General features: G+C 72.5%; 23 protein-coding genes and 1 tRNA gene. 14 read left to right on the plus strand and 10 right to left on the minus strand.

Features of this window, described 5'->3' with window-relative positions; genetic code table 11:
• The first annotated feature begins 188 nt into the window (after positions 1–188).
• The 4 genes from ACFW5B_RS30180 (at position 189) to ACFW5B_RS30195 (ending at position 4,994) form a co-directional block, all read left to right on the plus strand.
• Positions 189–593 carry a PPOX class F420-dependent oxidoreductase gene (locus ACFW5B_RS30180; protein WP_386446454.1) on the plus strand — a complete coding sequence of 135 codons (405 nt, stop codon included), beginning with the start codon at positions 189–191 and terminating at the stop codon, positions 591–593.
• Between the two features lie 121 nt (positions 594–714).
• Positions 715–2,109: a cysteine--tRNA ligase gene (gene cysS, locus ACFW5B_RS30185; protein ID WP_386446457.1), complete on the plus strand. Its 1,395-nt coding sequence runs from the start codon at positions 715–717 to the stop codon at positions 2,107–2,109.
• A gap of 128 nt (positions 2,110–2,237) precedes the next feature.
• Positions 2,238–3,194: a 23S rRNA (guanosine(2251)-2'-O)-methyltransferase RlmB gene (rlmB, locus tag ACFW5B_RS30190; RefSeq protein WP_386446460.1), complete on the plus strand. Its 957-nt coding sequence runs from the start codon at positions 2,238–2,240 to the stop codon at positions 3,192–3,194.
• Positions 3,195–3,350: 156 nt separating this feature from the next.
• Positions 3,351–4,994, plus strand: a complete 1,644-nt coding sequence (locus ACFW5B_RS30195; RefSeq protein WP_386446463.1) for a DoxX family membrane protein — start codon at positions 3,351–3,353, stop codon at positions 4,992–4,994.
• A gap of 378 nt (positions 4,995–5,372) precedes the next feature.
• Here ACFW5B_RS30195 and ACFW5B_RS30200 read toward each other — a convergent pair whose 3' ends face one another.
• From ACFW5B_RS30200 to ACFW5B_RS30210, 3 genes are all read right to left on the minus strand, one after another.
• A complete protein-coding gene (locus tag ACFW5B_RS30200) occupies positions 5,373–6,101 on the minus strand; it encodes an NDP-sugar synthase (protein ID WP_386446466.1) in 729 nt (242 codons plus the stop codon).
• 30 nt (positions 6,102–6,131) lie between these two features.
• Complete coding sequence (locus ACFW5B_RS30205) at positions 6,132–6,548, minus strand: hypothetical protein (RefSeq protein WP_386446468.1); 417 nt, start codon at positions 6,546–6,548, stop codon at positions 6,132–6,134.
• A gap of 278 nt (positions 6,549–6,826) precedes the next feature.
• Positions 6,827–7,963, minus strand: coding sequence for an ABC transporter ATP-binding protein (locus ACFW5B_RS30210; protein WP_386446471.1), 1,137 nt, complete (start codon positions 7,961–7,963; stop codon positions 6,827–6,829).
• 176 nt (positions 7,964–8,139) lie between these two features.
• Between ACFW5B_RS30210 and ACFW5B_RS30215 the strand changes: the two genes are divergently transcribed.
• Positions 8,140–8,213 (plus strand) — tRNA-Thr (locus tag ACFW5B_RS30215).
• 355 nt (positions 8,214–8,568) lie between these two features.
• Here the strand turns inward: ACFW5B_RS30215 and ACFW5B_RS30220 are convergent.
• Positions 8,569–8,754, minus strand: coding sequence for a hypothetical protein (locus tag ACFW5B_RS30220; RefSeq protein ID WP_386446474.1), 186 nt, complete (start codon positions 8,752–8,754; stop codon positions 8,569–8,571).
• A gap of 670 nt (positions 8,755–9,424) precedes the next feature.
• Here ACFW5B_RS30220 and ACFW5B_RS30225 point away from each other — a divergent pair.
• Complete coding sequence (locus ACFW5B_RS30225) at positions 9,425–9,622, plus strand: hypothetical protein (RefSeq protein WP_386446476.1); 198 nt, start codon at positions 9,425–9,427, stop codon at positions 9,620–9,622.
• Positions 9,623–9,980: 358 nt separating this feature from the next.
• Here ACFW5B_RS30225 and ACFW5B_RS30230 read toward each other — a convergent pair whose 3' ends face one another.
• Entirely contained in the window at positions 9,981–11,414 is a 1,434-nt protein-coding gene (locus ACFW5B_RS30230; RefSeq protein WP_386446479.1) for a sensor histidine kinase, read from the minus strand.
• Between the two features lies 1 nt (position 11,415).
• Positions 11,416–12,144, minus strand: coding sequence for a response regulator transcription factor (locus ACFW5B_RS30235; protein ID WP_386446563.1), 729 nt, complete (start codon positions 12,142–12,144; stop codon positions 11,416–11,418).
• 263 nt (positions 12,145–12,407) lie between these two features.
• Here ACFW5B_RS30235 and ACFW5B_RS30240 point away from each other — a divergent pair, with 263 nt between their 5' ends.
• The 6 genes from ACFW5B_RS30240 to ACFW5B_RS30265 all read left to right on the plus strand — a co-directional run bounded on the left by ACFW5B_RS30240 (position 12,408) and on the right by ACFW5B_RS30265 (position 17,976).
• Positions 12,408–13,181, plus strand: a complete 774-nt coding sequence (locus ACFW5B_RS30240; RefSeq protein ID WP_386446481.1) for a DUF3159 domain-containing protein — start codon at positions 12,408–12,410, stop codon at positions 13,179–13,181.
• 50 nt (positions 13,182–13,231) lie between these two features.
• Complete coding sequence (locus ACFW5B_RS30245; protein ID WP_386446566.1) at positions 13,232–14,392, plus strand: cytochrome P450; 1,161 nt, start codon at positions 13,232–13,234, stop codon at positions 14,390–14,392.
• Positions 14,393–14,451: 59 nt separating this feature from the next.
• Positions 14,452–14,646: a ferredoxin gene (locus ACFW5B_RS30250; protein ID WP_386446484.1), complete on the plus strand. Its 195-nt coding sequence runs from the start codon at positions 14,452–14,454 to the stop codon at positions 14,644–14,646.
• A gap of 8 nt (positions 14,647–14,654) precedes the next feature.
• Positions 14,655–15,836, plus strand: a complete 1,182-nt coding sequence (locus tag ACFW5B_RS30255) for an NAD(P)/FAD-dependent oxidoreductase (protein ID WP_386446569.1) — start codon at positions 14,655–14,657, stop codon at positions 15,834–15,836.
• A 194-nt stretch (positions 15,837–16,030) separates the two neighbouring features.
• Positions 16,031–17,134 carry a M24 family metallopeptidase gene (locus tag ACFW5B_RS30260; protein ID WP_386446572.1) on the plus strand — a complete coding sequence of 368 codons (1,104 nt, stop codon included), beginning with the start codon at positions 16,031–16,033 and terminating at the stop codon, positions 17,132–17,134.
• A 197-nt stretch (positions 17,135–17,331) separates the two neighbouring features.
• Positions 17,332–17,976 carry a pentapeptide repeat-containing protein gene (locus tag ACFW5B_RS30265; protein ID WP_386446575.1) on the plus strand — a complete coding sequence of 215 codons (645 nt, stop codon included), beginning with the start codon at positions 17,332–17,334 and terminating at the stop codon, positions 17,974–17,976.
• Between the two features lie 102 nt (positions 17,977–18,078).
• Here ACFW5B_RS30265 and ACFW5B_RS30270 read toward each other — a convergent pair whose 3' ends face one another.
• From ACFW5B_RS30270 to ACFW5B_RS30280, 3 genes are all read right to left on the minus strand, one after another.
• Complete coding sequence (locus ACFW5B_RS30270) at positions 18,079–18,576, minus strand: hypothetical protein (RefSeq protein WP_386446486.1); 498 nt, start codon at positions 18,574–18,576, stop codon at positions 18,079–18,081.
• Positions 18,577–18,686: 110 nt separating this feature from the next.
• Positions 18,687–19,457 carry a response regulator gene (locus ACFW5B_RS30275; protein ID WP_386446489.1) on the minus strand — a complete coding sequence of 257 codons (771 nt, stop codon included), beginning with the start codon at positions 19,455–19,457 and terminating at the stop codon, positions 18,687–18,689.
• On the minus strand, positions 19,454–21,061 hold the full coding sequence (locus tag ACFW5B_RS30280) for a histidine kinase (RefSeq protein ID WP_386446492.1): 1,608 nt from the start codon (positions 21,059–21,061) through the stop codon (positions 19,454–19,456). Before ACFW5B_RS30280 ends, ACFW5B_RS30275 begins: the two co-directional genes overlap by 4 nt.
• A gap of 286 nt (positions 21,062–21,347) precedes the next feature.
• Between ACFW5B_RS30280 and ACFW5B_RS30285 the strand changes: the two genes are divergently transcribed.
• Complete coding sequence (locus ACFW5B_RS30285; RefSeq protein WP_386446495.1) at positions 21,348–21,971, plus strand: heme-binding protein; 624 nt, start codon at positions 21,348–21,350, stop codon at positions 21,969–21,971.
• 49 nt (positions 21,972–22,020) lie between these two features.
• Here ACFW5B_RS30285 and map read toward each other — a convergent pair whose 3' ends face one another.
• Positions 22,021–22,788, minus strand: a complete 768-nt coding sequence (gene map, locus ACFW5B_RS30290) for a type I methionyl aminopeptidase (protein ID WP_386446498.1) — start codon at positions 22,786–22,788, stop codon at positions 22,021–22,023.
• Positions 22,789–22,906: 118 nt separating this feature from the next.
• On the opposite strand from map, the gene ACFW5B_RS30295 reads away from it, so the two are divergent.
• A complete protein-coding gene (locus ACFW5B_RS30295; RefSeq protein WP_386446501.1) occupies positions 22,907–23,176 on the plus strand; it encodes a helix-turn-helix domain-containing protein in 270 nt (89 codons plus the stop codon).
• Positions 23,177–23,297 lie beyond the last annotated feature (121 nt).

The raw sequence follows: 23,297 nt of genomic DNA on the forward strand, positions 1-23,297 counted from the left end.
GGGCGGGCCCGGGGCCCCCCGGGCTTGGTGGACCCGCCGGGCCGGCGGGGGCCCGGCGGCCCGGGCCGGGCGGGGGGGGCCCCGCCCCCCCCCCGGTTGGGGGGGGCTGCCCCGCGCCCCGCACGGGTGTTGGGGGCACCATCGGAGTACCCGTGTTCCTCGGAACGGCCCCGCAGGAAGGACCCGTTGTGACCGCCACCCTGTCCGACGACCTCAAGCAGCTCCTCGACTCCCCGGTCTTCGTGACCGTGACGACCGTCCAGCCCGACGGCAGCCCGCAGGCCTCCCCGGTCTGGGTGAAGCGGGACGGTGACGACCTGCTGTTCTCGACGACCATCGGCCGCCGCAAGGAGATGAACCTCCGCCGCGACCCCCGGGTCTCCGTCCTCGTCCAGCCCTTCGACGCCCCGTACACCTACGCCGAGGTCCGCGGCTCCGCCTCGCTCAGCACCGAGGGCGGGCCGGAGCTGATCGACGAGCTGTCGCGGAAGTACACCGGCAAGCCGTACGCGGAGTTCAACCCGGCGTCGGCCGAGGACGCCCAGCGGGTCGTGGTGCGGATCACCCCGCGCAAGGTGGTGGGCAGCATCTGAGCGGGCCCCGGGCCCGCCCCGGGGAGCGACACTTCCGGCGAACCGGACGGTTGTGACGGATCTGTTTCCCCGTGACCCAATGGGTCGCGGGGCACTGCCTCGTTCCGACTACCCTGGTTCCGTGACGATTCGCCTGTACGACACCAGCGCCCGGCAGATTCGCGACTTCACCCCGCTCGTGCCGGGCTGTGTCTCGATCTACCTGTGTGGCGCGACCGTGCAGGCTGCCCCGCACATCGGGCACATCAGGTCGGGACTGAACTTCGACATCATGCGCCGCTGGTTCGAGTACCGCGGCTATGACGTGACGTTCGTGCGCAATGTCACGGACATCGACGACAAGATCATCAAGAAGGCCGACGAGCAGGGCCGCCCGTGGTGGGCGATCGGCTACGAGAACGAGGTCGCCTTCAACACGGCCTACGACTCCCTCGGCTGCCTGCGTCCCACCTACGAGCCGCGCGCCACCGGTCACGTCCCCGAGATGATCGAGATGATGCGCGGCCTGATCGAGCGCGGCCACGCCTACGCCGCCGACGGCAACGTCTACTTCGACGTGCGGTCCTTCCCCGAGTATCTCCAGCTGTCCAACCAGGAGTTGGACAACCTCCGCCAGCCGGAGGGCGAGGGCGAGACCGGCAAGCGGGACCCGCGCGACTTCGCGATGTGGAAGGCGGCCAGGGAGGGCGAGCCCAGCTGGGAGACCCCCTGGGGCCGTGGCCGCCCCGGGTGGCACCTGGAGTGCTCGGCGATGGCCCACAAGTACCTGGGCTCCGCCTTCGACATCCACGGCGGCGGCGTCGACCTCGTCTTCCCGCACCACGAGAACGAGATCGCGCAGGCCAAGGCCTTCGGCGACGACTTCGCCCGCTACTGGTCGCACAACGCCTGGGTGACCATGAGCGGCGAGAAGATGTCCAAGTCGCTGGGCAACTCCGTCCTCGTCTCCGAGATGGTCAAGCGCTGGCGCCCGATCGTGCTGCGCTACTACCTCGGCACCCCGCACTACCGGTCGATGATCGAGTACAGCGAGGAGGCGCTGCGCGAGGCCGAGTCCGCGTTCGCGCGGATCGAGGGCTTCGTCCAGCGGGTCGTCGAGAAGGCCGGTGTGGTCGAGCCGGCGGACGCGGTCCCGCCGGCCTTCGCCGAGGCGATGGACGACGACCTGGGCGTCCCGCAGGCGCTGGCGATCGTGCACACCACCGTCCGCCAGGGCAACTCCGCACTGACCGCCGACGACAAGGAAGCGGCGGTGGCCCGGCTGGCGGAGCTTCGGGCGATGCTCGGGGTGCTCGGCCTGGACCCGCTCGACGAGCGCTGGTCCGGCGGCGGCACGGACCGCGGCGAAGACCTCCACGGCGTGGTCGACTCGCTGGTCCGGCTGGTCCTCGAACAGCGCCAGGCCGCCCGCTCCCGCAAGGACTACGCCACCGCCGACGCCATCCGCGACCAGCTCCAGCAGTCCGGACTGGCCATCGAGGACACCCCCTCGGGCCCGCGCTGGTCGCTGTCCTGACCCCCGCCCCGCCCGCCGCCGGCCACCCGGATTCGACCGTCCCGGTGGCCGCGGGCGACACTCATTCCATACGTACGTACCCACTCCACGTCGCGAGACGTCGAGAGCAGTGAAGAAACAGGTGACCCATGGCCGGCAACAGCCAGCGCAGGAACCGCCGCACGTCCAACAAGAAGGGCGCGCAGGTCGGCAGCGGCGGCAAGCGGCGCCGGGGCCTGGAGGGCAAGGGCCCGACCCCGCCCGCCTCCGCGCGCAAGGGACACGTCAAGAACCGCATCGCCAACGCCAAGGCGAAGCAGACCGCGGCGCGCCGCCCGGCCCCGCGCCGTGGTGGCGCCAAGGGCACGGCCGAACTGGTCGTCGGCCGTAACCCGGTCTTCGAGGCGCTGCGCGACGGGGTGCCCGCGACGACCCTCTACGTCCAGCAGTTCATCGACACCGACGAGCGGGTGCGCGCCGCACTCCAGCTCGCCACGGAGCGCGGCGACGTCCACCTGATGGAGGCGCCGCGCCCCGAACTCGACCGGATGACCAACGGTCTCAACCACCAGGGCCTGGTCCTCCAGGTCCCGCCGTACGACTACGCGCACCCCGAGGACCTGGCCGCGGCCGCCTTCGACGACGGCGACGCCCCGCTGATCGTCGCGCTCGACGGCGTCACCGACCCGCGCAACCTCGGCGCCGTGGTCCGCTCCGTGTGTGCCTTCGGCGGCCACGGTGTGGTCGTGCCGGAGCGCCGGGCGGCCGGGATGACGGCCGGTGCGTGGAAGACGTCGGCGGGCACCGCGGCCCGTACGCCGGTCGCCCGCGCCACCAACCTGACCCGGACCCTGGAGTCGTACCAGAAGGCCGGTCTGACGGTCGTCGGTCTGGCCGCGGACGGCGAGCTGGAGCTGCAGGACGTCGAGGCGCTGGACGGCCCGGTCGTGATCGTCGTCGGCAGCGAGGGCAAGGGCCTGTCGCGGCTGGTCGGCGAGACCTGTGACGTCCGGGCGCGCATCCCGATGCCGGGCGGCGCGGAGTCGCTGAACGCCGGTGTCGCGGCCGGTGTCGTCCTGTGGGAAGCGGCCCGCCGCCGCGGCTGAGTCCCGCTGCCCCGGGGCGTGCCGGTCCACCTCCGCGCCACCCCGGGGCAAGGCCTGACCCTCCGTACGACTTGGCCGGCTCCCGTGATCTTTTGACGGGTCTCGGACAGATCGACCCGGTCAAGGCAGTGTCTTTCCCGCGAGTCACTCGGTTAGATGAGCGTGGACACCAGAACACCCCGCACGCCTACGGGGGGACGCTCGCCGGGTTTCGATGACGAGCCGGGCCTGAGCTCGGTCAAGGTGCCGTGCGATCCCGCGCAGGTCATCGTCAACCACGCCAGCTTTCGCGTACAGCTCGCCGCGCCCACGGCAGGCAACGCCATGGCCGACACCGCGCGCATCCCCGCCCTCCAGGGCTCGGCCGCCGGTGCCAGACGCCGGGCGCCCGTGGTGTGGAGCGGTCGCACCGCACCGGGCGGCACGGCCGGCGCCACCACCCAGCTCCTGCACGCGGTGCGGGACGCGGGCGTCGGACTCGACGGCGGCCCGGGCGAGGATGTCGGCACGACCCAGGTCCTGCCCCGGGTCCGCCTCGACGGCGCGCCACCCGCCCAGACCGTGATCGGCCAGCGCGGTCCCACCGAGGACGACACCAAGCTGCTGCGCGGCGTACGCCCCGTGGGCAGCGCGTACGGCGACTCCTACACCCCGCACCGCAACACCTCGTACGGCAGCCGCGGCCCGCTCGACGACGGCTTCGAGGACGACCGGTTCGAGGCCCGGGACCACTACGACGCGGGTGGCCGGCGCCGCGGCGCCGACACCGTGCGGCACGCGTACTACCCCGGCCGCCGGATGAATCTCGGCGTCGTCCTCCTCCCGCTGCGCATCTTCCTCGGCCTGATCTCCGTCTACGCCGGTATGGGCAAGCTCTGCGACCCCGTCTACTTCGACGGCGGCGAGCGGGGCTCGATGGTCAAGTGGCTGCAGTCGCTGGACCCCTGGGCGCTGGCGGTGCCGCTGCGCGACTTCGCCGTCGCGCACCCGGTCGGCGCCGGGCTGACCGTCGCCTTCCTCCAGGTCGTCGTCGGCGTCCTGACCATCTGCGGACTGTGGCAGCGGGTCGCCGCGTCGATCGGCGCGCTGCTGTCCGCGGCGCTGCTGATGACCGTCACCTGGCGGACGGTCCCCGCCTACGACGCCCCCGACATCATCTACCTCGCCGCCTGGAGCCCGCTGATCATCGCGGGCGCCCCGGTCTACTCCGTGGACGGGCGACTGGCCGGTGAGGCCTGGCGCCGTCTCGGCCCCCGCGTCGAGGTGGCCGACCTGCGGCGCCGGGTGCTGCGCCGGGGCGCCGTGATGACCGCGGTGGTGGCCGGGCTGACCCTGCTCATCGGCTCGCTGCTCGGCGGCGCCGTACGGTCCGCGACGGTCGCGACCGTGCCGCGGCCCGGGGAGCCCGCGATCAACAACCTGCCCGGTTCCCCGCTGCCCCGCCCCGGCAAGCACACCACCCGGCCCGGCCACCGGCACACCGGCAGCGCCGCACCGCGCCCCGGAAAGCCCACCGCGGGCGCCGCGCACAAGACCCGCAAGCCCGGCACGCCGTCCGCCTCGACGCCCGGCAAGGGACGGTCGACGGGCAGCAGCAGCGGTATCTCGCAGCAGCCCGGCGCGACCACCAGCGCACCGCAGCAGACCGTGCCGACCCGGCGGGCCCCGGTACCGAGCCGGGTGCCGCCCTCCGCGGGCGGCACCGGCGGCGGCACCACCGGCACCGGCAGCAGCGGCACCGGAAACGGCAGCTCCGGCAGCGACTCCGGCCGCGGCACCCTGGGCGGCCTCCTCGGCTGACCTTCCTGCGTCCTTCCTGCCCTCCGCCCGTCCGCCCCCGATCGCCCTGCTCTCTCCGTACGGCTATCTGCACCGGCCGTTGTGGGGAGGGAGGGGTGGCCGGGGGCGGGGGTGTTTTTTGGGGGAGAGGGCTGCCTGACTGGGAGGAGGGCAAGGCAGCTGGGGGCGTCTGTGTCCGGGGTGGGGCGTGTCCGGGGCAGTGGTGTGTCCCGCGTCGGGCGGCGGATCCGGGGCCGGCCCGTGGGGCGGGCGGAGCGGCCGGGGCCGGCGGGGCGCCCGGGACGAGTGTCCCCCGGGCCGGGCGGCGCCTCCCCGGACCGGTTGGGCGTCCGGACCGGCTGAGCGTCCCGAGCCGGCGTACGCCACGGACGCGCTCGCTCAACGCCCCTGGGCGCTCAGCTCCTTGGCGGCCTCGGCGAGGTCCTTGGCGGTGTCGATGGCGCGCCAGTAGGCGCCCTGGGGGAGCGGGTAGCCGGCCAGCCGGCGGGCGCGGGCGAGGCGCGGGAACGTGGTGCGCTCATGGTCGCCGCGGTCCGGGAGGAGCTTCGTGAAGGCGGCGGAGAAGACGTAGACGCCGGCGTTGATGAGATACGGCGAGGGCGGCGACTCGATGAAGTCCAGCACATGCCCGAACGCGTCGGTCTCCACGGCGCCCCACGGGATGTGCGGGCGGGCCAGCGCGAGGGTGGCCTCGGCATCGCGCTCGTGGTGGAAGGCGGCCATCTCACGGAGCGGGAAGCGGGTCCAGATGTCGCCGTTGGTGGCGTACCAGGGCTCGTCCGGGCGGGGCAGCGAGCCGGCCGCGTACTTGAGGCCGCCGCCGCGGCCCAGCGGTTCGGTCTCGACAACGGTCGTGACGCGCAACGGCAGTTGGGTCCGGTCCAGCCAGTCCTGGAGGACGTCGGCGAGGTGCCCGCAGGAGATCACCGCGTCCGTGACGCCTTCCTCGGCCAGCCAGTTCAGCTGATGGCCGATGATCGGGGTCCCGGTTCCGGGAATCTCGACCATCGGCTTGGGGCGGTCGTCGGTGTACGGGCGGAGACGTGAGCCCTGGCCGCCGGCCAGGACCACGGCCTGCGTGGGATACGGATGCGGGGCACCTGTCATGGATCGCACCCTATGCGGTGCGAGCGGCGGTTACTGGGCGCCGGCTACGCCGGTGGCGAAGGAGGTGTCGCAGACCGGGCGGGAGAAGGCCTGGGCGCGGTGCGCGGCGCCGTACTTGGCGACGGCGGCACGGCCGAGGTCACGGGCGATGGAGACGCAGTGCTTGGCCAGCGAGGGGCGCTTGGTGGTCGCCTCCTGGAGGTGGGTCAGGGCGACGCCCGGGTCCTTCTCCTGGAGCTCGACGAGCAGGCGCTTGCGCAGGGCCTCCTCAGGGGCGCGGGCGGCGGTCTTGGTGGTGACCGTCCCGGAGGAGGCGGTCAGCACCTGGGAGTCGGTGGCCGTCGATGCCCATGGGACGCGGGTGACCGCGAGGGTCCCGGACAGCACCAGGACGACGGGAAGGACGAGAGCGAGAGTTCTGCCGATGCGGCGGGCTGCGGAGTTCACGTCGAGATCGTAGCGAGGAGTGATGATTTGGCGACATTTGGTCACCTTATTGGGGGACGCAATGGCTCGTCGGTGCGGTTGTGGTGTTGACGCACTGGTGCGGAAAGTCGGGTTATGTCCCTCTGGTGGTGACTTGGGCGTGGCACGCCGGCGACTGGATGGGGTGGCCCGGGGACTTGGCGGATCTTGAGCCGCCGGAACGCCGCGCGGCGGCGGTGCGGGGTGGATTCCCCCGCGACCGCCGCCGCGTCCGCTCGTTCCCGGACTTCCCGTCCGTATCAGTCGGTCAGGCGCTCCCCGGACGACGTCGAGAAGACATGCGTCTCGCCCGGACGCGGCACGACGTGCAGCCGGCTGCCCTTCTCCGGGACCTGGCGGCCGTTGACCCGTACGACGAGGTCCTTGACCTCGCCGCCGACCTCCGCGGTGCCGTACACATAGCCGTCGGCGCCGAGTTCCTCGACGACATTGACCGTGACGGCCAGCCCGGCCGGTGCGTCCGCGGCCTCCTTGGACAGCGACTTCGCGGCGTCGCCGTTCTGCTCGACGATGTCGAAGTGCTCGGGGCGCACGCCCACGGTCACCGTCCGGTCGCCCTTGTCGGCGGCCGCGGCCAGCGCCTCACGGTTGACCGGGACGACGCTGTTGCCGAACTTCACGCCGCCGTCGGTGATCGGCACCTCGACGAGGTTCATCGCGGGCGAGCCGATGAAGCCCGCGACGAAGAGGTTCGCCGGCCGGTCGTACATGTTCCGCGGCGAGTCGATCTGCTGCAGCAGACCGTCCTTGAGCACGGCGACCCGGTCGCCCATCGTCATCGCCTCGACCTGGTCGTGCGTGACGTACACGGTCGTGATCCCGAGCCGGCGCTGCAGCCCGGCGATCTGCGTACGGGTCTGCACGCGCAGCTTGGCGTCCAGGTTGGACAGCGGCTCGTCCATCAGGAAGACCTGGGGCTCCCGGACGATCGCCCGCCCCATGGCGACGCGCTGCCGCTGGCCACCGGACAGCGCCTTGGGCTTGCGCCCCAGGTACTCGGTCAGATCCAGGATCTTGGCCGCATCCTCGACCTTCTGCCGGATCTCGACCTTCGGCACACCGGCGATCTTGAGCGCGAAGCCCATGTTGTCGGCGACCGTCATGTGCGGATACAGCGCGTAGTTCTGGAACACCATGGCGATGTCCCGGTCCTTGGGCGGAAGGTGGGTGACATCCCGGTCCCCGATGCGGATGGCGCCTCCGTCGACGTCCTCCAGCCCCGCGAGCATCCGCAGCGAGGTGGACTTGCCACATCCGGAGGGGCCGACCAGGACGAGGAATTCGCCGTCTTCGATGGCGATGTCCAGTTTGTCGACGGCGGGCTTGTCGGAACCCGGGTAGATACGGGTTGCCTGGTCATACGTGACCGTAGCCATGGTGAAAGTCCCTTCACCGGCAGGAACGTGCCGGACGATCCGAGTAAAAGGAGTGGTTTAGTCCACTGATGTGGACTCTCCGTGACGCTACCCGCGTCGGGCCCCGGTGTCAGTAGCCCTGCAGTCACGAAATGGGAACCGGCATCCGGCGCACCTGGGTACACTGCTTCACGCACGCCTCCTTAGCTCAGCTGGCCAGAGCACCGCTCTTGTAAAGCGAAGGTCGTCGGTTCGAATCCGACAGGGGGCTCTCAGCTTGAACAGGGACGAAGCCCCGGGCCGGATGTGGCCTGGGGCTTCTGGCGTCTATGGGTGACCTCAACGGGGACGGCCGGTCGAGATCAGCGCCGATCAAGCTCCCGCCCCTCGGACGGGAGGAGGGGGTGGTGCGGAGGGGTACTCCGATGCTCGCGCGGGTTGCCGTTCCCTTGCCGGGGCCCCGGGTGCCGGTCGGGCGGCATCCGCCCGTTCAGTTCGTGGCGCGCTGACCGAGTCCAGCAGCCGCCAGGTATCTCGTTCGTCTGGCGTCTCGCAGACCGGTCTCCGCGGAAGCCTTGCGGCTCGCGGCTGTCGCCTTATGGGTGCTTCCCTCGGGTCCCGCCGACTCAGCTCTGACCACCAGCCGCAGAGCGTTCCGGGGCAGGTTCATCTGGCGGGTTGAACGTCTGCTGCAGGCCGATGATGCAGAGGCACACCACAAGGATCAGCAAGACAACGAACAGGGACCATGACCACCAGACACCTGGAAGAACAAGCAACCAGAGCAGTGGAAATGCGATCACCACGATCATGCACACGGCACCCAGGCTCGCCCAGTTCCGTCGATGCGCCACGTATCGGGTTTGCCTGGACGCGATTGCCCCGAGCTGGCTCCTGATCAGGACGTCCAGCTGAGCAATCTCGTGAGTCCATGGATCCGTAGGCCCAGCTCTCAGCTTGTCCAGCAGCTCCCAGTTGCGTTCAAGGTCAGCGATGAGTCGAGCATCGCGACGGTTCTGCACAATGCCTGTGACCAACGGCCCGGCTGCGGCAGCCGCCACAACACCGATGCCCCCCAGGAGTGGCGTAAGCCATGACTCCAACTGCGTGCCCCCGTCCGCCGCGTCCCGTGACTGTCAACAGACTAAGACTCGGCAGTGACACCAGGCGCGAAGAAGCGACTTCGGGCCGCCCCGGGGCCGTCAAGAGGCGTGCAGTGACCGCATGGGAAAGCGCCTCGCCGCTCTCTGCTCTCAGCAGTCGTGTCGGTTAGGGCCACGATCGAAGCCGGCCGATGAGCCTTTTGTGCACGGCTGTTGGGCTCCGGCTGTACAGCAGTGACGTGCGGCAATCACGGCGATCCCAGCTGACCGGCACCGGCCGCCGGACCACTGACCTCCAGTCGAGCAGATCTCCTTGACCGGCTCGCCGGTAGTTCGCAACGAGGGGCCGGCGGCCGGTCGTCAGACGTATCGTGAGGCCGTGCGCAACGAGAGGCACGACGAGCCGCTGTCCGGTGAGGAGCTGGAGTTGTTCCTTCAGTACCTTCACCGCTTCGCACGGCATGACGTAGATCTGTTCGCCCTCTTGGAGGTTGGTGACCCCGCCGACCCTCGCTACGTGACGTTGACCAGCGAGCCTGCTGCTGGCGTTGACCGTTCCGCGTACCGCCGTCCCTGAGCGGAGGGCGCGCCTTCTTCGGCGTCGGACTTCTTGTGCGGGGCGGATGCGGGTCAGCCCTGGTGCTTGGTCTTCACGGTGAAGTCGCCTCGGATGCCGTTGCTGACCATGCCCGGCTTGCAGGCCGTGGTGTAGGTGGCGGCCTTGGTGCCCTTTACGGCCATGGTGCGGGAGGTGCCGGGGCCGATGCCCTCGACCTCGCTGACGACCTTGTTGTCGGGCTGGGTGCCGTACTGGCCGTCGACTGGTTCGGCGTCCTGTGGATGCTCGGACGGCGCCGGCTGAACGACGTGCTGCAGACTGCGCGTACGCTGCAGGCCCCCATCTGGCTCGGGCTGGCCGACCTGATCTCGCCCCTTCAGCCGGACCCCGGCAAGGTGACCGTGAAGGTGCTGCCCTTGCCGGGGGCGGTGTGGACGGTTGCGGTGCCACCGTGGGCTTCGGCTATGGACTTGACGATGCTGAGGCCGAGGCCGGTGCCGCCGGCGGTCGGGGTGCGGGAAGTGACGCCGCGGTAGAAGCGTTCGAAGATCCGCTCGGCGGTCGCGGTGGGTATGCCGGGGCCCTGGTCGGTGACCGACAGTTCCACGGTGCCGGTGGGCCGCGCGCGGGCCGTCACGGAGACCGGGGTGTCCGGCGGGGTGTGGTGCAGGGCGTTGCTCAGGAGGTTCTGCAGCACCTGGCGCAGCCGGTCCTCGTCGCCGCGGGCGCGCACCCCGTCCGGTACGTCGACGGTGATCGGCCGGTCCGGGGCGATGACGCGGGCGTCGGTGACCGCGTCGTCGGCGAGTGCGCCGAGATCCACCGGTGCCTGGTCGATCGGGCGGCCCTGGTCGAGGCGGGCGAGCAGCAGCAACTCCTCGACCATGGCGTGCATCCGGGCGGCCTCGCCCTCGATGCGCAGCATCGCGCGTTCGACGAGCGCGGGGTCCTGGGCCAGGCCGTGCAGCTGGAGTTGGGCCCAGCCCCGGATCGTGGTGAGCGGAGTGCGCAGCTCATGGGAGGCGTTGGCGACGAACTGCCGGAGCTGCTCCTCGGACCGCTGGCGTTCGTCGAAGGCCCGGTTGAGGGCGGTGCCGACCTCGCCCACTTCGGAGTGCCGCCGGGCGACCTCGATGCGCTGGTCGATGTCGCCCTCGGCGATCGCGGTCGCGGTGGCGGCCATGTCCCGCAACGGCCGCAGGCCCACGTCCAGCACCCCGCGGCTGAGCAGCACGATGCCGACGAGCACGGCCAGTGTGGCGGCGGCGTCGGCGCAGATCAGCCAGTACACGACGTCTTCGGCCGGCTGGAGGCTCTTGGCGATCACCACCCGGCTGAACGGCCGGGGCGGTGTGCCCGGGGTGCGCCGGACCGTGGCGGTGTAGCCGAGGGGGAAGCTCAGGGTGCGGTACCGGGGGACGGGCGCGCCGTGGGCGGAGAGGGTGACGATGTGCTCGGCGAAGCCTTCGGGGAGCGGGGTGGGCAGGTCGGGACGGGCGCGCGAGCGCCCGTCGACGTCCCGGGCCGGGGTCTGGTAGACCATCCGGCCCCGGTCGTCGACCAGCGCGATGTAAGTGCCGCCGGGTATCAGGGAGTTGAGGTTTCCCGCGTCGACCGGGGTACGCCGGTGCTGCACCCGGTGCTGAACGGAGTCCCGGGTCTTGGTGAGGTTGCCGTCGGCGACATCGACGAGGTTGAGCCGCAGCGCGACCAGCGACACCGCGTTCACCGCCACCATGCCCACGGTCGCCAGCAGCACCACGCCCACCATCAGGCGCGCCCGCAGGGAGCCGCGCAGGGCGCCGGCCATCTCACCCGCCTTCGGGGAGCCGCAGGCTGTAGCCGAAGCCGCGCATGGTGTGGATCAGGGCGGGCGCACCGGCGTCCACCTTCGCCCGGAGGCGGGAGACCAGCTTCTCGACGACGCCCTCGCCGAAGTGGTGCTGCCAGACGTGGTCCATGATCTGTTCCTTGGACATCACCTGGTCGGGGTTGATCAGCAGGTAGCGCAGGAGCTTGTACTCGGTCGGTGACAGTGCGATCGGCCGGCCCCCGCGGTGGACCCGTCGGCTGCGCTCGTCCACGGTCAGATCGGCGAACCGCAACAGCGGGCCGGGCTCCGCGGACCGGCCGGCCCGCCGCAGCAACGCATGGACCCTGGCGAGGAGTTCGGGGAGGCTGAACGGCTTGGTGAGGTAGTCGTCCGCGCCGATCGCGAAGCCCGTCACCCGGTCGTCGACGGAGTCCCGCGCGGTCAGGAACAGCACCGGCAGCCGGGCCCCGCCCTCCACCAGCCGCCGGCAGACGGTGAACCCGTCAAGATCGGGCAGCTGGACGTCCAACAGCAGGAGATCCGGGGGTAGTTCCGCGTACGTGCGCAGGGCCTCGCCGCCGCAGTGGGCGGTCGCGACCTCGTATCCCGCGAGGCTCAGCGTGGTGTCGAGCAGTTCCGCCATCCGCGGGTCGTCGTCCACGACGAGCAGCCGCTGCCCGCTTCCTCGGGGCAGCGGTGCGGCACTCGTCGGCGAGGCGGAAAGCATGGCGGGCACCCATCGCGTCATTCATCGCGTCGTTCATGGCTTCATTCACGGCTTCGTTCATCGCTTCGACCGGGGTCTGCGATGACAACGTGCCGGCTCTGCCGCCGGTTCCCCGGCGGCAGGGGCGGCGCGGGCGGACGCGGGCTCCGGCTGTCAGGCAATGGTCAGGTTGCCGACCGGGCGCGGTCAACGGGCCCCGCTTTCCTGGTCTCACGACCCCGGACCGACCACCGACCACCGTCCGCGAGACGCCTGGAGACCCCGTGGCCCCTGCCGACCACGCACCCGGAGGTGCCGACCACGCACCCGGAGGCACGGACGCCGTCCGTACCGCCGTCCGGAACCGGCTCCGCAGCACCCTGATCGATGTGACGCCCGTCTTCGGCTTCACCCTGACCTTCGCCCTCACCCACCGGCTCGGCGTCGCGCTGACGCTCGCCCTCACCGTCGGCGCCGGGCTCTTCCTGCTCCGGCTGCTGCGCCGGCAACCCGTGCGCCAGGCGCTCGCGTTCCTGGGCGTCGTCTGCGTCCAGGGCCTCCTGGCCGGGCGCACGGGCGATGCCACCAACTTCTTCCTTCCCCACCTCGTGCTGCATTCGGTGATGGCCGTGGTGACACCGGTGCTGTTGTTGCTCGGCTGGCCGCCGCTGGGCGTGTTGGTGGGGCTGGCCACGGGGGAGCGGACCAGGTGGCGCCGTTGTACGGTGCGCCGCCGGGCGTTCACCAAAGGCAGCCTGGTCCTCTACACCGGCAATCTCCTGACGCTGTCGGTTCAGCTCCCCTTGTTCCTGTCCGGCCAGGCGGTCGCCCTCGGCACGGTCGATGTCTTCGCGCCGCTCGTCTTCGCGCTCGGCGCGCTCCTGGGGTGGCGCGTCTACCGGCGTTCCGTCGGGAGCCATCGGTGTGACGCCCCTGGGGACACGGGCCCCGACCCGTCACACGACGTACGCCCGGCACCGGCGTCATGCCCCGCACACGCGACGCGGCCCGCACGCCCCGCACATCCGTCGAACTCCTTGGAAAGGACCGTTCAGTGACCAGTTCGCAGCCCACCGCCGGTACCCAGCCCACCACCAGGACCCAGCCCATGGGACGGACCTGCCCGTTCAGCCCGCCGGAGGGTTACCGGACGCTGCGGGAAGAGGCCCCGATCGCGCCGGTGACCTTCCCGGACGGGGCGAAGGGCTGGGTGGTCAGCCGGTACGCGGACGTACGGGCGGTGCTCGCCGACCCGCGGTTCGGCGCCAACCGCCGGCGGGTGCGGCCCGGTGACACCGAGCCGGTCGACGCCCCGCTGCCGCCGCCCCCGCCGGGGATGTTCATCATGATGGACGGCCAGGAGCACACCCGGTTCCGGCGGCTGCTCACCGGTCAGTTCACGGTGCGCCGGATGCAGCGGCTGGCCCCGGCGGTGGAGCGGATCGTCGCCGAGCACCTGGAGGCGATGGCGGGCGCCGAGGGCCCCGTCGACCTCGTCCAGGCCTTCGCCCTGCCCATTCCGTCGCTGGTGATCTGTGAACTCCTGGGGGTGCCGTACGCGGACCGGGAGGAATTCCAGGAGAACTCCGCCATGATGCTCCGGCTGGACGCGACCCGCGACGAGGTCCTCCAGGCCAACGCGGCGATGAACGAGTACATCCGCCAACTGGCCGTCGCCAAGCGTGCCCGTCCCACGGACGACATCCTCGGCGGCCTGGTGCAGTCCGAACAGCTCACCGACGAAGAGCTGGCCGGGGTCGGCTCGTTGCTGCTGCTGGCCGGGCACGAGACCACCGCGAACATGATCGCGCTGGGGACCATGTGCCTGCTGGGCAACCCCGGCCAGTTGGCGGCCCTGCGCGACGACCCGGCCCTCATGGACGGCGCCGTCGAGGAGCTGCTCCGGTATCTGACGATCGTGCAGTACGGGCTGCGCCGGGTGGCCTTGGAGGACGTGGAGCTGAACGGCCATCGCATCGAGGCCGGCGCCACCGTGCTCGCCTCCCTGACCTCGGGGAACCGGGACGCGACGCATTTCTCCGACGCCGAGGAGCTGGACGTGCGCCGGCCCTACCGCCCGCACCTGGCGTTCGGGCACGGCGTTCACCAGTGCATCGGGCAGCAGCTGGCCCGGGTGGAGATGAAGGCCGCGCTGTCCGCGCTGTTCGAACGGTTCCCCACCCTGCGGCTGGCGGTCCCCGCGGACCAGGTGCCGATGCGTGACGACATGCTCATCTACGGCGTCCACGAACTCCCCGTGACCTGGTAGCCGGCCCGTCCGCCGGATGTCAGCCACTCACAGCAGAGAAGCCCACAGAAGGGGAACCCATGAAGGTCGTCATTGACGAGGACAAGTGCGTCGGCGCCGGGCAGTGCGTACTGGCCGCCGAGGAGGTCTTCGACCAGCGTGAGGACGACGGCATCGTCGTGCTGCTCGACGCCGTGCCGCCGGAAGAACAGCGCGCCCCGGTGGAGGACGCCGCCGCCCGCTGCCCCGCCCTGGCCATCGAGGTGCTGCCGTAGTGCCTGCCATGGACCGGATCGTCCTGGTGGGCGCGTCGGCCGCGGGGCTCACCGCGGCCGACGCCCTCCGGCGCGAGGGTTTCAACGGGTCGCTGACACTGGTCGGCGACGAGATGTGGGCCCCCTACGACCGTCCGCCGCTGTCCAAACAGGTGCTGGCCGGCGGCTGGGAACCGGAGCGGGCCGTGCTGCGCCAGGAGGCCGACATCCGGCGGCTCCAACTGGACCTCCGGCTCGGCTGCCGGGCAACCGGGGTGGACCCGGCAGCCCGCACCGTCACCCTGGCCGGCGGGGACCGGCTGCGCTACGACGGCCTCCTCCTCGCCACCGGGCTGCGGCCCCGCCGGCTGCCCTTCGGCCACGACCTGGCCGGTGTGCATGTACTGCGCACGCTCGACGACGCCCTGACGCTGCGGGCGCAGCTGGGTGCCGGCCCGCGGGTCGTGGTGATCGGCGCCGGCTTCCTCGGCAGCGAGATCGCGGCCACCGCGCGGGGCCTCGGCCTGGACGTCGCCCTCGTCGACACCGAGCCCGCCCCGCTGGCCCGGCAGGTCGGCCCCTGGGTGGGCGGACTGGTGGCGGACCTGCACCGGGACCACGGGGTCCGGCTGTACCCGGGGCGCGGCGTCACCGCCATGACCGGTGCGCGCGGCCGGGTCACCGCAGTGGAGCTCGACGACGGCACCCGGCTCCCCGCCGACGTGGTCGTGGTCGCCATCGGCTCGGAGCCGGCCGTCGACTGGCTGGCCGGCTCCGGCCTCCCCTTGGAGGACGGGGTGCGCTGCGACAGTTACTGCCGGGCGGCGCCCGGGGTGTACGCGGCCGGAGACGTGGCCAACTGGCCGGACCCGGCCACCGGCGGCCGGGTCCGTCTCGAACAGCGCCTGAACGCCACCGAACAGGCCCGCGCCGCCGCCCGGAACCTCCTCGCCGCCCCCGGGGAGGCCACGCCCTACGCACCGGTCCCCTTCGGCTGGACCGACCAGTACGACGCCAAGATCCAGTTCCATGGCCGGTGCCCCGCCGACGCCGAGGTCGAATGCGTCGAGGGCGATCCACAGGCCCGTGCCTTCGTCGCGCTCTACCGACTGCAGGGCCGTGTGGTGGGCGCCCTCGGCTGGAACAGCGCCCGCGCGCTGCGCCAGTACAGGGGGCACATCGGCACAACCGGGCCGGTGAAGGCCGGTTGACGCGGGCGGACGGGAGGGAGCGGCGGGCCGACGGGGCGAACGGGAGGCACGGACCGGCGGTGCGGGGTGGAGGCGTGGCGGGCCGGTGGGGTGAACGGGCGGCGTGAACTGGAGGAGTGAAGAGGCCCGGACGGGAGGGAATTGGCGGGCCGGCGGGGCCGGATCGGCGTAAGTTCGCCGCCATGGTGACTTCGATGACGCAGGTGGACTACGAGCGGCGGATGGTGCGGGCCGGCCGGGCCGCCGCCGATGCCGGGCTGGCCGGGCTGATCGTGACGCCGGGGCCGGATCTGACGTGGCTGTGCGGCTACCGGCCGACCGCGATCACCGAGCGGCTGACCGCCCTGGTGATCGAGCCGGAGCGGCGCCCGCGGCTGCTGGTGCCCGTACTGGAGTACCCGGATGCGGAGTGCTCCCCGGGGGCCTGGGCGATGGAGGTGTCGGGGTGGACCGATGGTTCGGACCCGTATGCCGCGCTCGCCAAGTGGATGGACCCACAGGGGCGTTACGGGATGTCCGACTCGACCTGGGCGATGCATCTGCTGGGGCTCCAGCGGACGGTGCCGGACAGCGGGTACGCCGCGCTGACGGAGGCGCTGCCGATGCTGCGCGCCGTGAAGGACACCCACGAGGTCGAGCTGCTGGCCGCGGCCGGGGCCGCCGCGGACGCGACGTACGAGGAGATCCTGACCGTCCGCTTCGGCGGGCGGCGGGAGTCCGAAGTGGCGGCGGACCTGGCCCGGCTGCTGACCGAGCACGGACACAGCCAGGTGGACTTCACGATCGTGGGGTCGGGCCCCAACGGGGCCAATCCGCACCACGAGGCCGGGGAGCGGGTCATCGAGGACGGTGACATGGTGGTGCTCGATTTCGGCGGCCTCAAGGACGGCTACGGGTCGGACACCTCGCGGACCGTGCATGTCGGGCAGCCGGGCGCCGAGGAGCGCAAGGTGCACGACATCGTGCGGGAGGCCCAGCAGGCGGCGTTCGAGGCGGTGCGGCCGGGCATCGCGTGCCAGGACGTCGACCGGGTGGCCCGGAAGGTGATCAAGGCCGCGGGGTACGGCGAGTACTTCATCCACCGGACCGGGCACGGCATCGGGGTGACCACCCATGAGCCGCCCTACCTCGTCGAGGGGGAACATCTGCCGCTGGTCCCCGGGATGTGCTTCTCGATCGAGCCGGGCATCTACCTGCCGGGCCGCTTCGGCGTCCGGATCGAGGACATCGTGACGTGCACGGAGTCCGGCGGCCGGCGGCTGAACCGGACGGCGCGGGAGATGGCGGTGGTGCGGTAGGGCGAGACGGTCCGGCGGGTCGGCGGTGTCGGCCCGCCGGGCCTCGCTCCCCGAACCGCCACACATCCCGGGACCCAAGCATTTCCGCAGGTCAGACCGCATTGTCAGTGGTGTGGTTCACGATGGGTGGGCAGGCGTGACGGGGCCACGGACGGCGGGAAGGCGGTGATCGCGTGGCAGGGCGCGGCAAGGAGACGGTGCGGGCGGTGCGGCGGCCGGAGGTGCGGCTTCCTGAGCTGGCGGCGTACGCCGGCGGCGAGCTGGCGGCCGAAGGGGACTACGACGGGCTGGAGTTCGCGGACGCCGACTGGGCCGGGCAGTCGGCACGCGGCGCACGCTTCATGGACTGCGCGGTACGGCGGTGCGCGCTGGACGAGACCGTGCTCGGCCGGGCGCGGTTCATCGACAGCGTGCTGAGCGGCGTCCGCGGGGTCGGCACGGATCTCTCCCAGGCATCGCTGCGCGATGTGGAGGTGACGGACGCCCGGCTCGGCGGGACCCAACTGCACGGGGCGGTGCTGGAGCGGGTCGTGGTGCGCGGCGGAAAGATCGACTTCCCGAACCTGCGGCAGGCGAAGCTGCGGGACGTCGCCTTCGAGGGCTGTGTGCTGGTCGAGGCGGACTTCGCGGGAGCGGTGCTGGAGCGGGTGACGTTCGACGACTGCACCCTGACGCGGGCGGATTTCTCCGAGGCACGGATGAAGGACGTGGATCTGCGGGGCGCGGCCGCGCTGGACATCGCGCGGGGGATCGACCGGCTCTCGGGCGCGGTGATCAGCCCGGCTCAACTACTGGACCTGGCCCCGGTGTTCGCCGCACAGATAGGCGTACGGGTGGAGTGAGGGCGGCCGGGCGGGGCGCGGCGTATGGCGCCCGTCCTCGCGTACGGCGCCGGCCCCGCGTACGGCCGGAGCCCGGGCGTCTGCCGGCCTCTCTCCCCCGGGTCAGACGCGGGGGAAGCGAGCCTGGAGGTCCCAGATGGCGGGGTTGTCGCCGAGGCCGTCGTGCATATCGGTGAGGTCGGCGATCAGGTCGTGCAGGAAGTCGCGGGCCTCGCGGCGCAGCGCGGCGTGGTTGAAGGTGAGCGGGGCCTCGTCGGCGGCCATCCAGTCCGCGTCGATGTCCACCCATCCGAAGCGGCGCTCGAAGAAGATCCGGTCGGCGGATTCGGTGAAGTCCAGCTCGGCATGGACCGGGCGGGCGGAGCGGCTGCCCCGGGGGTCGGTGTCCAGTTGCTCGACGATGTCGCAGAGCGCCCAGGCGAAGTCGAGCACCGGCACCCATCCCCAGGCCGTGGACAGCTCACGGTCCGCCTTCGTGTCGGCGATATAGACGTCGCCGCAGAAGAGGTCGTGGCGCAGGGCGCGCACATCCGCGGTCCGGTAGTCCGTCTGGGGCGGGTCCGGAAAGCGGCGGGAGAGGGAGTAGCCGAGGTCAATCACGTGGTGATGGTGTCACGCCGGTGCGGGCGCCCGGTCGCGGGCAGCCTCGGGGGGTCTGTCCGTGACCGGGCGGCCCCTCGCAGGCAGCCCGTCGGGTGCAGGCAGGCCGCTCAAGGGAGGAGGCGGCGTTCCTTGGCGACGGAGACTGCGCCGGCGCGGGTGTCCACACCGAGCTTGTCGTAGATGCGGCCCAGGTGCGTCTTGACCGTGGCCTCGCTGATGAAGAGGGCGCGGGCGATCTCGCGGTTGCTCAGTCCGTGTGCGAGCTGGCCGAGGATGTCCCGTTCCCGGTCGGTGAGGCCGGGGCGTGGGCTGCGCATCTGGGCGAGGACGCGGTGGGCGACCGGCGCCGAGAGCGTGGTGCGGCCCGCGGCCGCTGCCCGGATCGCGGAGAACAGCTCCTCCGGCCGCTCGGCCTTGAGGAGGTAGCCGGTGGCGCCGGCCTCGATGGCGCGGGTGATGTCGGCGTCGGTGTCGTAGGTGGTCAGGACGAGTACGTGCGGAATGGCCGGAGCGGGGGGAACGGACGGAGTGGGGGAAGCGGCCGGAGCAGCCGGAGTGGGCGGAGTCGGCGGTGTGGTGGGCCGGTCCGGGCTCCGGTCCCGGCTCACGTCGCGCGGCCGGTCGCCCAGGGCGGCGATGCGTCGAGTGGCTTCGATGCCGTCGATGCCGGAGCCGAGCTGGAGGTCCATCAGAACGACGTCCGGGCGGAGTGCGGCAGCCATCGCCACCGCCTCCTCACCGTCCTCGGCCTCGCCGATCACCTCGATGCCGGGGGCGCTGCTGAGCAGGGCGAGCAGTCCGGCGCGTACGACGGCGTGGTCGTCGCAGAGCAGGACCCGTACGGGGGTGTGCGCGGGGGCGCCGGCGGACGGTGTCATGGGGTGTGCTCCAGGGGGACAGCGGCGGACAGGACGGTGCCCTCGCCCGGCGTGGATTCAATGGTGAGGGTGCCGCCGAGCTGCCGCATCCGGGCATACATCGCGGGCAGACCGTGGCCCCGGACCCGGTCGGCGGCAGTGGCCGGGGCGACCGGGGCGGAGGGGCTGTAGGGGGCCGGTGGCGGGGTGAAGCCCCGGCCGTCGTCGGCGATGTCCAGGACGACCTGATCGCCGAGGTAGCTGAGGGTCAGGGTGACGGTGGTCGCGGCGGCGTGCTCACGGACGTTGGCCAGGGCTCCCTGGGCGATCCGCAGCAGGGCGGACGCCACCCGGTCCGGGAGCGGCACGAGGGTGCCGTCCTCACGGAAGCGGACGGTGACCGGGCCGCGGGGGCCGGGGCCGGGCGGCGCTGCCGGTTGCTGTGCCGCTGGTTGCTGCGCTGCTGATTGCTCCGCTGCCGATTGCCGGGCGGTTGACCGTGGCACTGCCGGTCCCTGCACCGTCGGCCCTTGCACCGCCGGTCTCTGTGCTGCGGGCCGCTCGCCGCCGGGCTGCCGGGCGGCCGGTCGCTCGCCGCCGGGCTGCCGGGCGGCCGGCCCCTCGTCGGCTGGTTCCTGAACGGCCGCCTGCCGCTCCGGCGCCTGTCGAACGGTCGGCTGTTTCCGCGGTGACGGCGGCGGGCCGGAGTGCAGCTCCGACTGCGTTGTTCGCGCGGCCAGTTCGCGCAGGGCCTCGGGGAGCGAGGTGCCGTCGGCGAGGTCGGCGGGCGCGAGGTCATGGACGAAGCGGCGGGCCTCGGCGAGGTTGCGGGCGGTGATCTCGGTGGCCGTACGGATGTGACCGCGGGCGGTGGCCGGGTCGGAGTCCCAGGTACGGGCGGTGGCCTGCAACAGCATCTGCTGGCTGGACAGCCCCTGGGCAAGGGTGTCGTGGATCTCCATCGAGAGCCGCTGCCGCTCGGCCAGCGTGCCCGCGCGCCGCTCGGTGGCGGCCAGTTCGCGGCGGGTGCGGATCAGATCGTCGATGAGCGCCCGCTGGCGTACGGCCTGCCGCTCCATGTGCACGAACACGGCGGTGGCGAGCGCGGCGACGGCCGGTGGGGCGAGCAGCAGATTGGGGTCGGGGCCGGTCGACAGCCGTAGTTGCGCGACCACGACGAACACCGTGAGCACGCCCACGAGCAGCGACGCCGCACCGGCCGGCAGCGTCCGCAGGCCCGTGTAGAACAGCGGCACCGCACACCACGCGAAGCTCGGCGCGAGCAGCACGAGGACGACCCAGGTGGCCACGACCGCGCCCAGCCAGAGAAGCCGGCGGGCCGTGGGCCGCCGCGCCTGGTGCGGCCGGGAGCCCAGGGACGGTCCGAGGACGTAGAGGAGGCCCAGGACGAGGCTGAGGGCGATGATCCACGGAGTGCGGGGCTCACCGGGGTGCCGGAGCAGGAAGCGCGCGAGCGAGGCGCCGAGCAGCAGGAAGAACGCGACGTGGAAGACGGGACCCAGCCACCGGGCGTCCGGGTCGGCCTCGCGCGGCAGGCCGGGGCCGTGCGCTGGGCCGGGCTCGCGGGGCGGGTCCGCCGCCGGGGGCTGCGGGGTGGTGTGCACGTGGCTCTCCTCGTCGGGTGCTCCCCGGACGGGACGGCCGGGCGGCGGTGGCGCGCCGGCCTCGTGGGCGGAAACGGGTGCGCGGGGACCGCGGGTACGTGGATCGCGTACACGCTGACCGCGTAGGTGTAGCCCGGGCGGGGAGCCGTCCGCATCAACCGATCGGACGACACCGATATCCCCCATCATGCACGGCGATCCCGGCCGGTACGGCGACGCGTGAGGCACCGCGCTCCTTCGACGATGGAGACACCCGCCGGCCACCGCCCCGAAGAGAGCCCACGCCATGAACCCGCAGCTCAACTCGCAGATCAACGCACAGGACCACTCCGCCTCCGCCCTGGTGACGGCCCAGCGCTCGCGCCGGCGCCGGGTCGTCGGCGGTGCCCTCGCCGCCGCCCTGCTCGGCGCGGCCACGATCGGGGCCGTCTCCGCGACCGCCGCCCCCTCGGACGCCTCCGCCTCGCCGGCTCCCGCCCAGCCGGTCACCGTCGGCAAGGACCTGACGCGCAGCACCAGCCACCTGACCCTCGCCGCCGCCACCAAGGCCGCGCAGGCCACCCTGGACGCCGCGAAGAAGGCGGGCCGCAACGTCTCGGTCGCCGTCGTGGACCGCGACGGCAACACCCTCGTCCAGCTGCGGGGCGACGGCGCCGGGCCGCAGTCGTACGAGTCGGCCGCGCGCAAGGCGTACACCGCGGTCTCCTGGGGCACGCCGACCTCGGAGCTGGTGGGGCGGCTGAGTGACGCGCCCACGCTCAAGGACATCCCCGGCACGCTCTTCCTGGCGGGCGGGGTCCCGGTCCGGGCCGAGGGCGCGCCGGTCGCCGGGATCGGGGTCGGGGGCGCGCCGAGCGGAGCCCAGGACGAGCAGTTCGCGCAGGCGGGAGCGGACGCGCTGAGCGAGTAGCCGCCGCCTCCGGCAACGAAGGGCGCCGCCCGCGTACGGGCCGCGCCCTTCACGGCGTCGTCAGCACCCGCGGCCCCGCATCCGTGACCGCCACCGTGTGCTCGAAGTGGGCGGCGCGGGAGGAGTCCGTGGTGCGCAGGGTCCAGCCGTCGCCGGCCGCGTAGTAGTCGTCGCCGCCGCCGGCCAGGAACATCGGCTCGATGGCGAGGACCAGACCGTGGCGGAGGATCATGCCGCGGTGCGGGCGCCCCTCGTTGGGGACCCCCGGGTCCTCGTGCATCCGCCGGCCGATGCCGTGGCCGCCGAAGTCGGCGGGGATGCCGTAGCCGGCGGCGCGCCCGATGCTGCCGATCGCATGGGAGATGTCGCCGATCCGGGCGCCGACCACGGCCGCCGCGATACCGGCCGCCAGCGCCTGCTCGGTGGTGTCCATCAGACGCTGGTCCTCGGGGCGTGCGGTGCCCACCGTGAAGCTGACCGCCGCGTCGCCGGCCCAGCCGTCCACCAGGGCGCCGCAGTCGATGCTCACCAGGTCGCCGTCGCGCAGCCGGGTCCCGTCCGGGACGCCGTGCACGATCGCGTCATTGACGGAAACGCAGAGGACGGCGGGGAACGGGGTGGGCGCGAAGGACGGGCGGTAGCCGAGGAACGGGGAGTCGGCGCCGGCCTCGCGCAGCACCGTACGGGCGACCTCGTCCAGGTCTCGCAGCCGCATGCCCGGGGCGGCCGCCGCCCGCACCGCGGCCAGCGCCTCGCCGACGACCCGGCCGGCCACCCGCATCGCGTCCAGTGCCGCGTCCGTCTTGATCTCCACCATGGGTTCGCCCTCCCGCTCATCGCCGCCCGCGCCCGCATCCGGGCAGCCACAGGCGGCACTTCACCACCGGCCGGTATTTATTTACCGGTATTTGTTTACCGGTATTAGTATCACGGGCATGGTGCGAACTCCTCTGACCCCTCGGGAACGTGAACGCGGCGAGCGGCTCGGCGCGCTGCTGCGGTCGGCGCGCGGCGAGCGGAGCATGGTCGAGGTCGCGGCGGCGGCGGGGCTGTCCGCCGAGACGCTGCGGAAGATCGAGACCGGCCGGGCGCCGACCCCGGCGTTCTTCACGATCGCCGCGCTGGCCGGGGCGCTGGGGCTGTCGCTGGACGAGGTGGCGACGCTGTCCGCCCCACCCGAAGCGGTTGCGGACGAGGTCGCCTGAGCGGGTGAGGCGGGCCCTGCGCGGCGCCTGCCACGCCACCGGGCCCTCGGCGCCGCCGTGCGCCACCCGCCGCCCGCGCCGGCCCCGCAAACACGCCGAGGGCCGGCCCCCCATGGGGAAC

The sequence above is a fragment of the Streptomyces sp. NPDC058773 genome, from assembly GCF_042746015.1.
GTDB lineage: Bacteria > Actinomycetota > Actinomycetes > Streptomycetales > Streptomycetaceae > Streptomyces.

Bases quoted from the DNA above. Each gene is read 5' to 3' on its own strand.
- rlmB (WP_386446460.1), top strand. From the start codon at position 2,238: ATGGCCGGCAACAGCCAGCGCAGGAACCGCCGCACGTCCAACAAGAAG.
- ACFW5B_RS30195 (WP_386446463.1), top strand. From the start codon at position 3,351: ATGAGCGTGGACACCAGAACACCCCGCACGCCTACGGGGGGACGCTCG.
- ACFW5B_RS30200 (WP_386446466.1), bottom strand. From the start codon at position 6,101: ATGACAGGTGCCCCGCATCCGTATCCCACGCAGGCCGTGGTCCTGGCC.
- ACFW5B_RS30210 (WP_386446471.1), bottom strand. From the start codon at position 7,963: ATGGCTACGGTCACGTATGACCAGGCAACCCGTATCTACCCGGGTTCC.
- ACFW5B_RS30220 (WP_386446474.1), bottom strand. From the start codon at position 8,754: ATGATCGTGGTGATCGCATTTCCACTGCTCTGGTTGCTTGTTCTTCCA.
- ACFW5B_RS30230 (WP_386446479.1), bottom strand. From the start codon at position 11,414: ATGGCCGGCGCCCTGCGCGGCTCCCTGCGGGCGCGCCTGATGGTGGGC.
- ACFW5B_RS30235 (WP_386446563.1), bottom strand. From the start codon at position 12,144: ATGCTTTCCGCCTCGCCGACGAGTGCCGCACCGCTGCCCCGAGGAAGC.
- ACFW5B_RS30245 (WP_386446566.1), top strand. From the start codon at position 13,232: ATGGGACGGACCTGCCCGTTCAGCCCGCCGGAGGGTTACCGGACGCTG.
- ACFW5B_RS30250 (WP_386446484.1), top strand. From the start codon at position 14,452: ATGAAGGTCGTCATTGACGAGGACAAGTGCGTCGGCGCCGGGCAGTGC.
- ACFW5B_RS30255 (WP_386446569.1), top strand. From the start codon at position 14,655: ATGGACCGGATCGTCCTGGTGGGCGCGTCGGCCGCGGGGCTCACCGCG.
- ACFW5B_RS30260 (WP_386446572.1), top strand. From the start codon at position 16,031: ATGACGCAGGTGGACTACGAGCGGCGGATGGTGCGGGCCGGCCGGGCC.
- ACFW5B_RS30275 (WP_386446489.1), bottom strand. From the start codon at position 19,457: ATGACACCGTCCGCCGGCGCCCCCGCGCACACCCCCGTACGGGTCCTG.
- ACFW5B_RS30285 (WP_386446495.1), top strand. From the start codon at position 21,348: ATGAACCCGCAGCTCAACTCGCAGATCAACGCACAGGACCACTCCGCC.
- map (WP_386446498.1), bottom strand. From the start codon at position 22,788: ATGGTGGAGATCAAGACGGACGCGGCACTGGACGCGATGCGGGTGGCC.
- ACFW5B_RS30295 (WP_386446501.1), top strand. From the start codon at position 22,907: ATGGTGCGAACTCCTCTGACCCCTCGGGAACGTGAACGCGGCGAGCGG.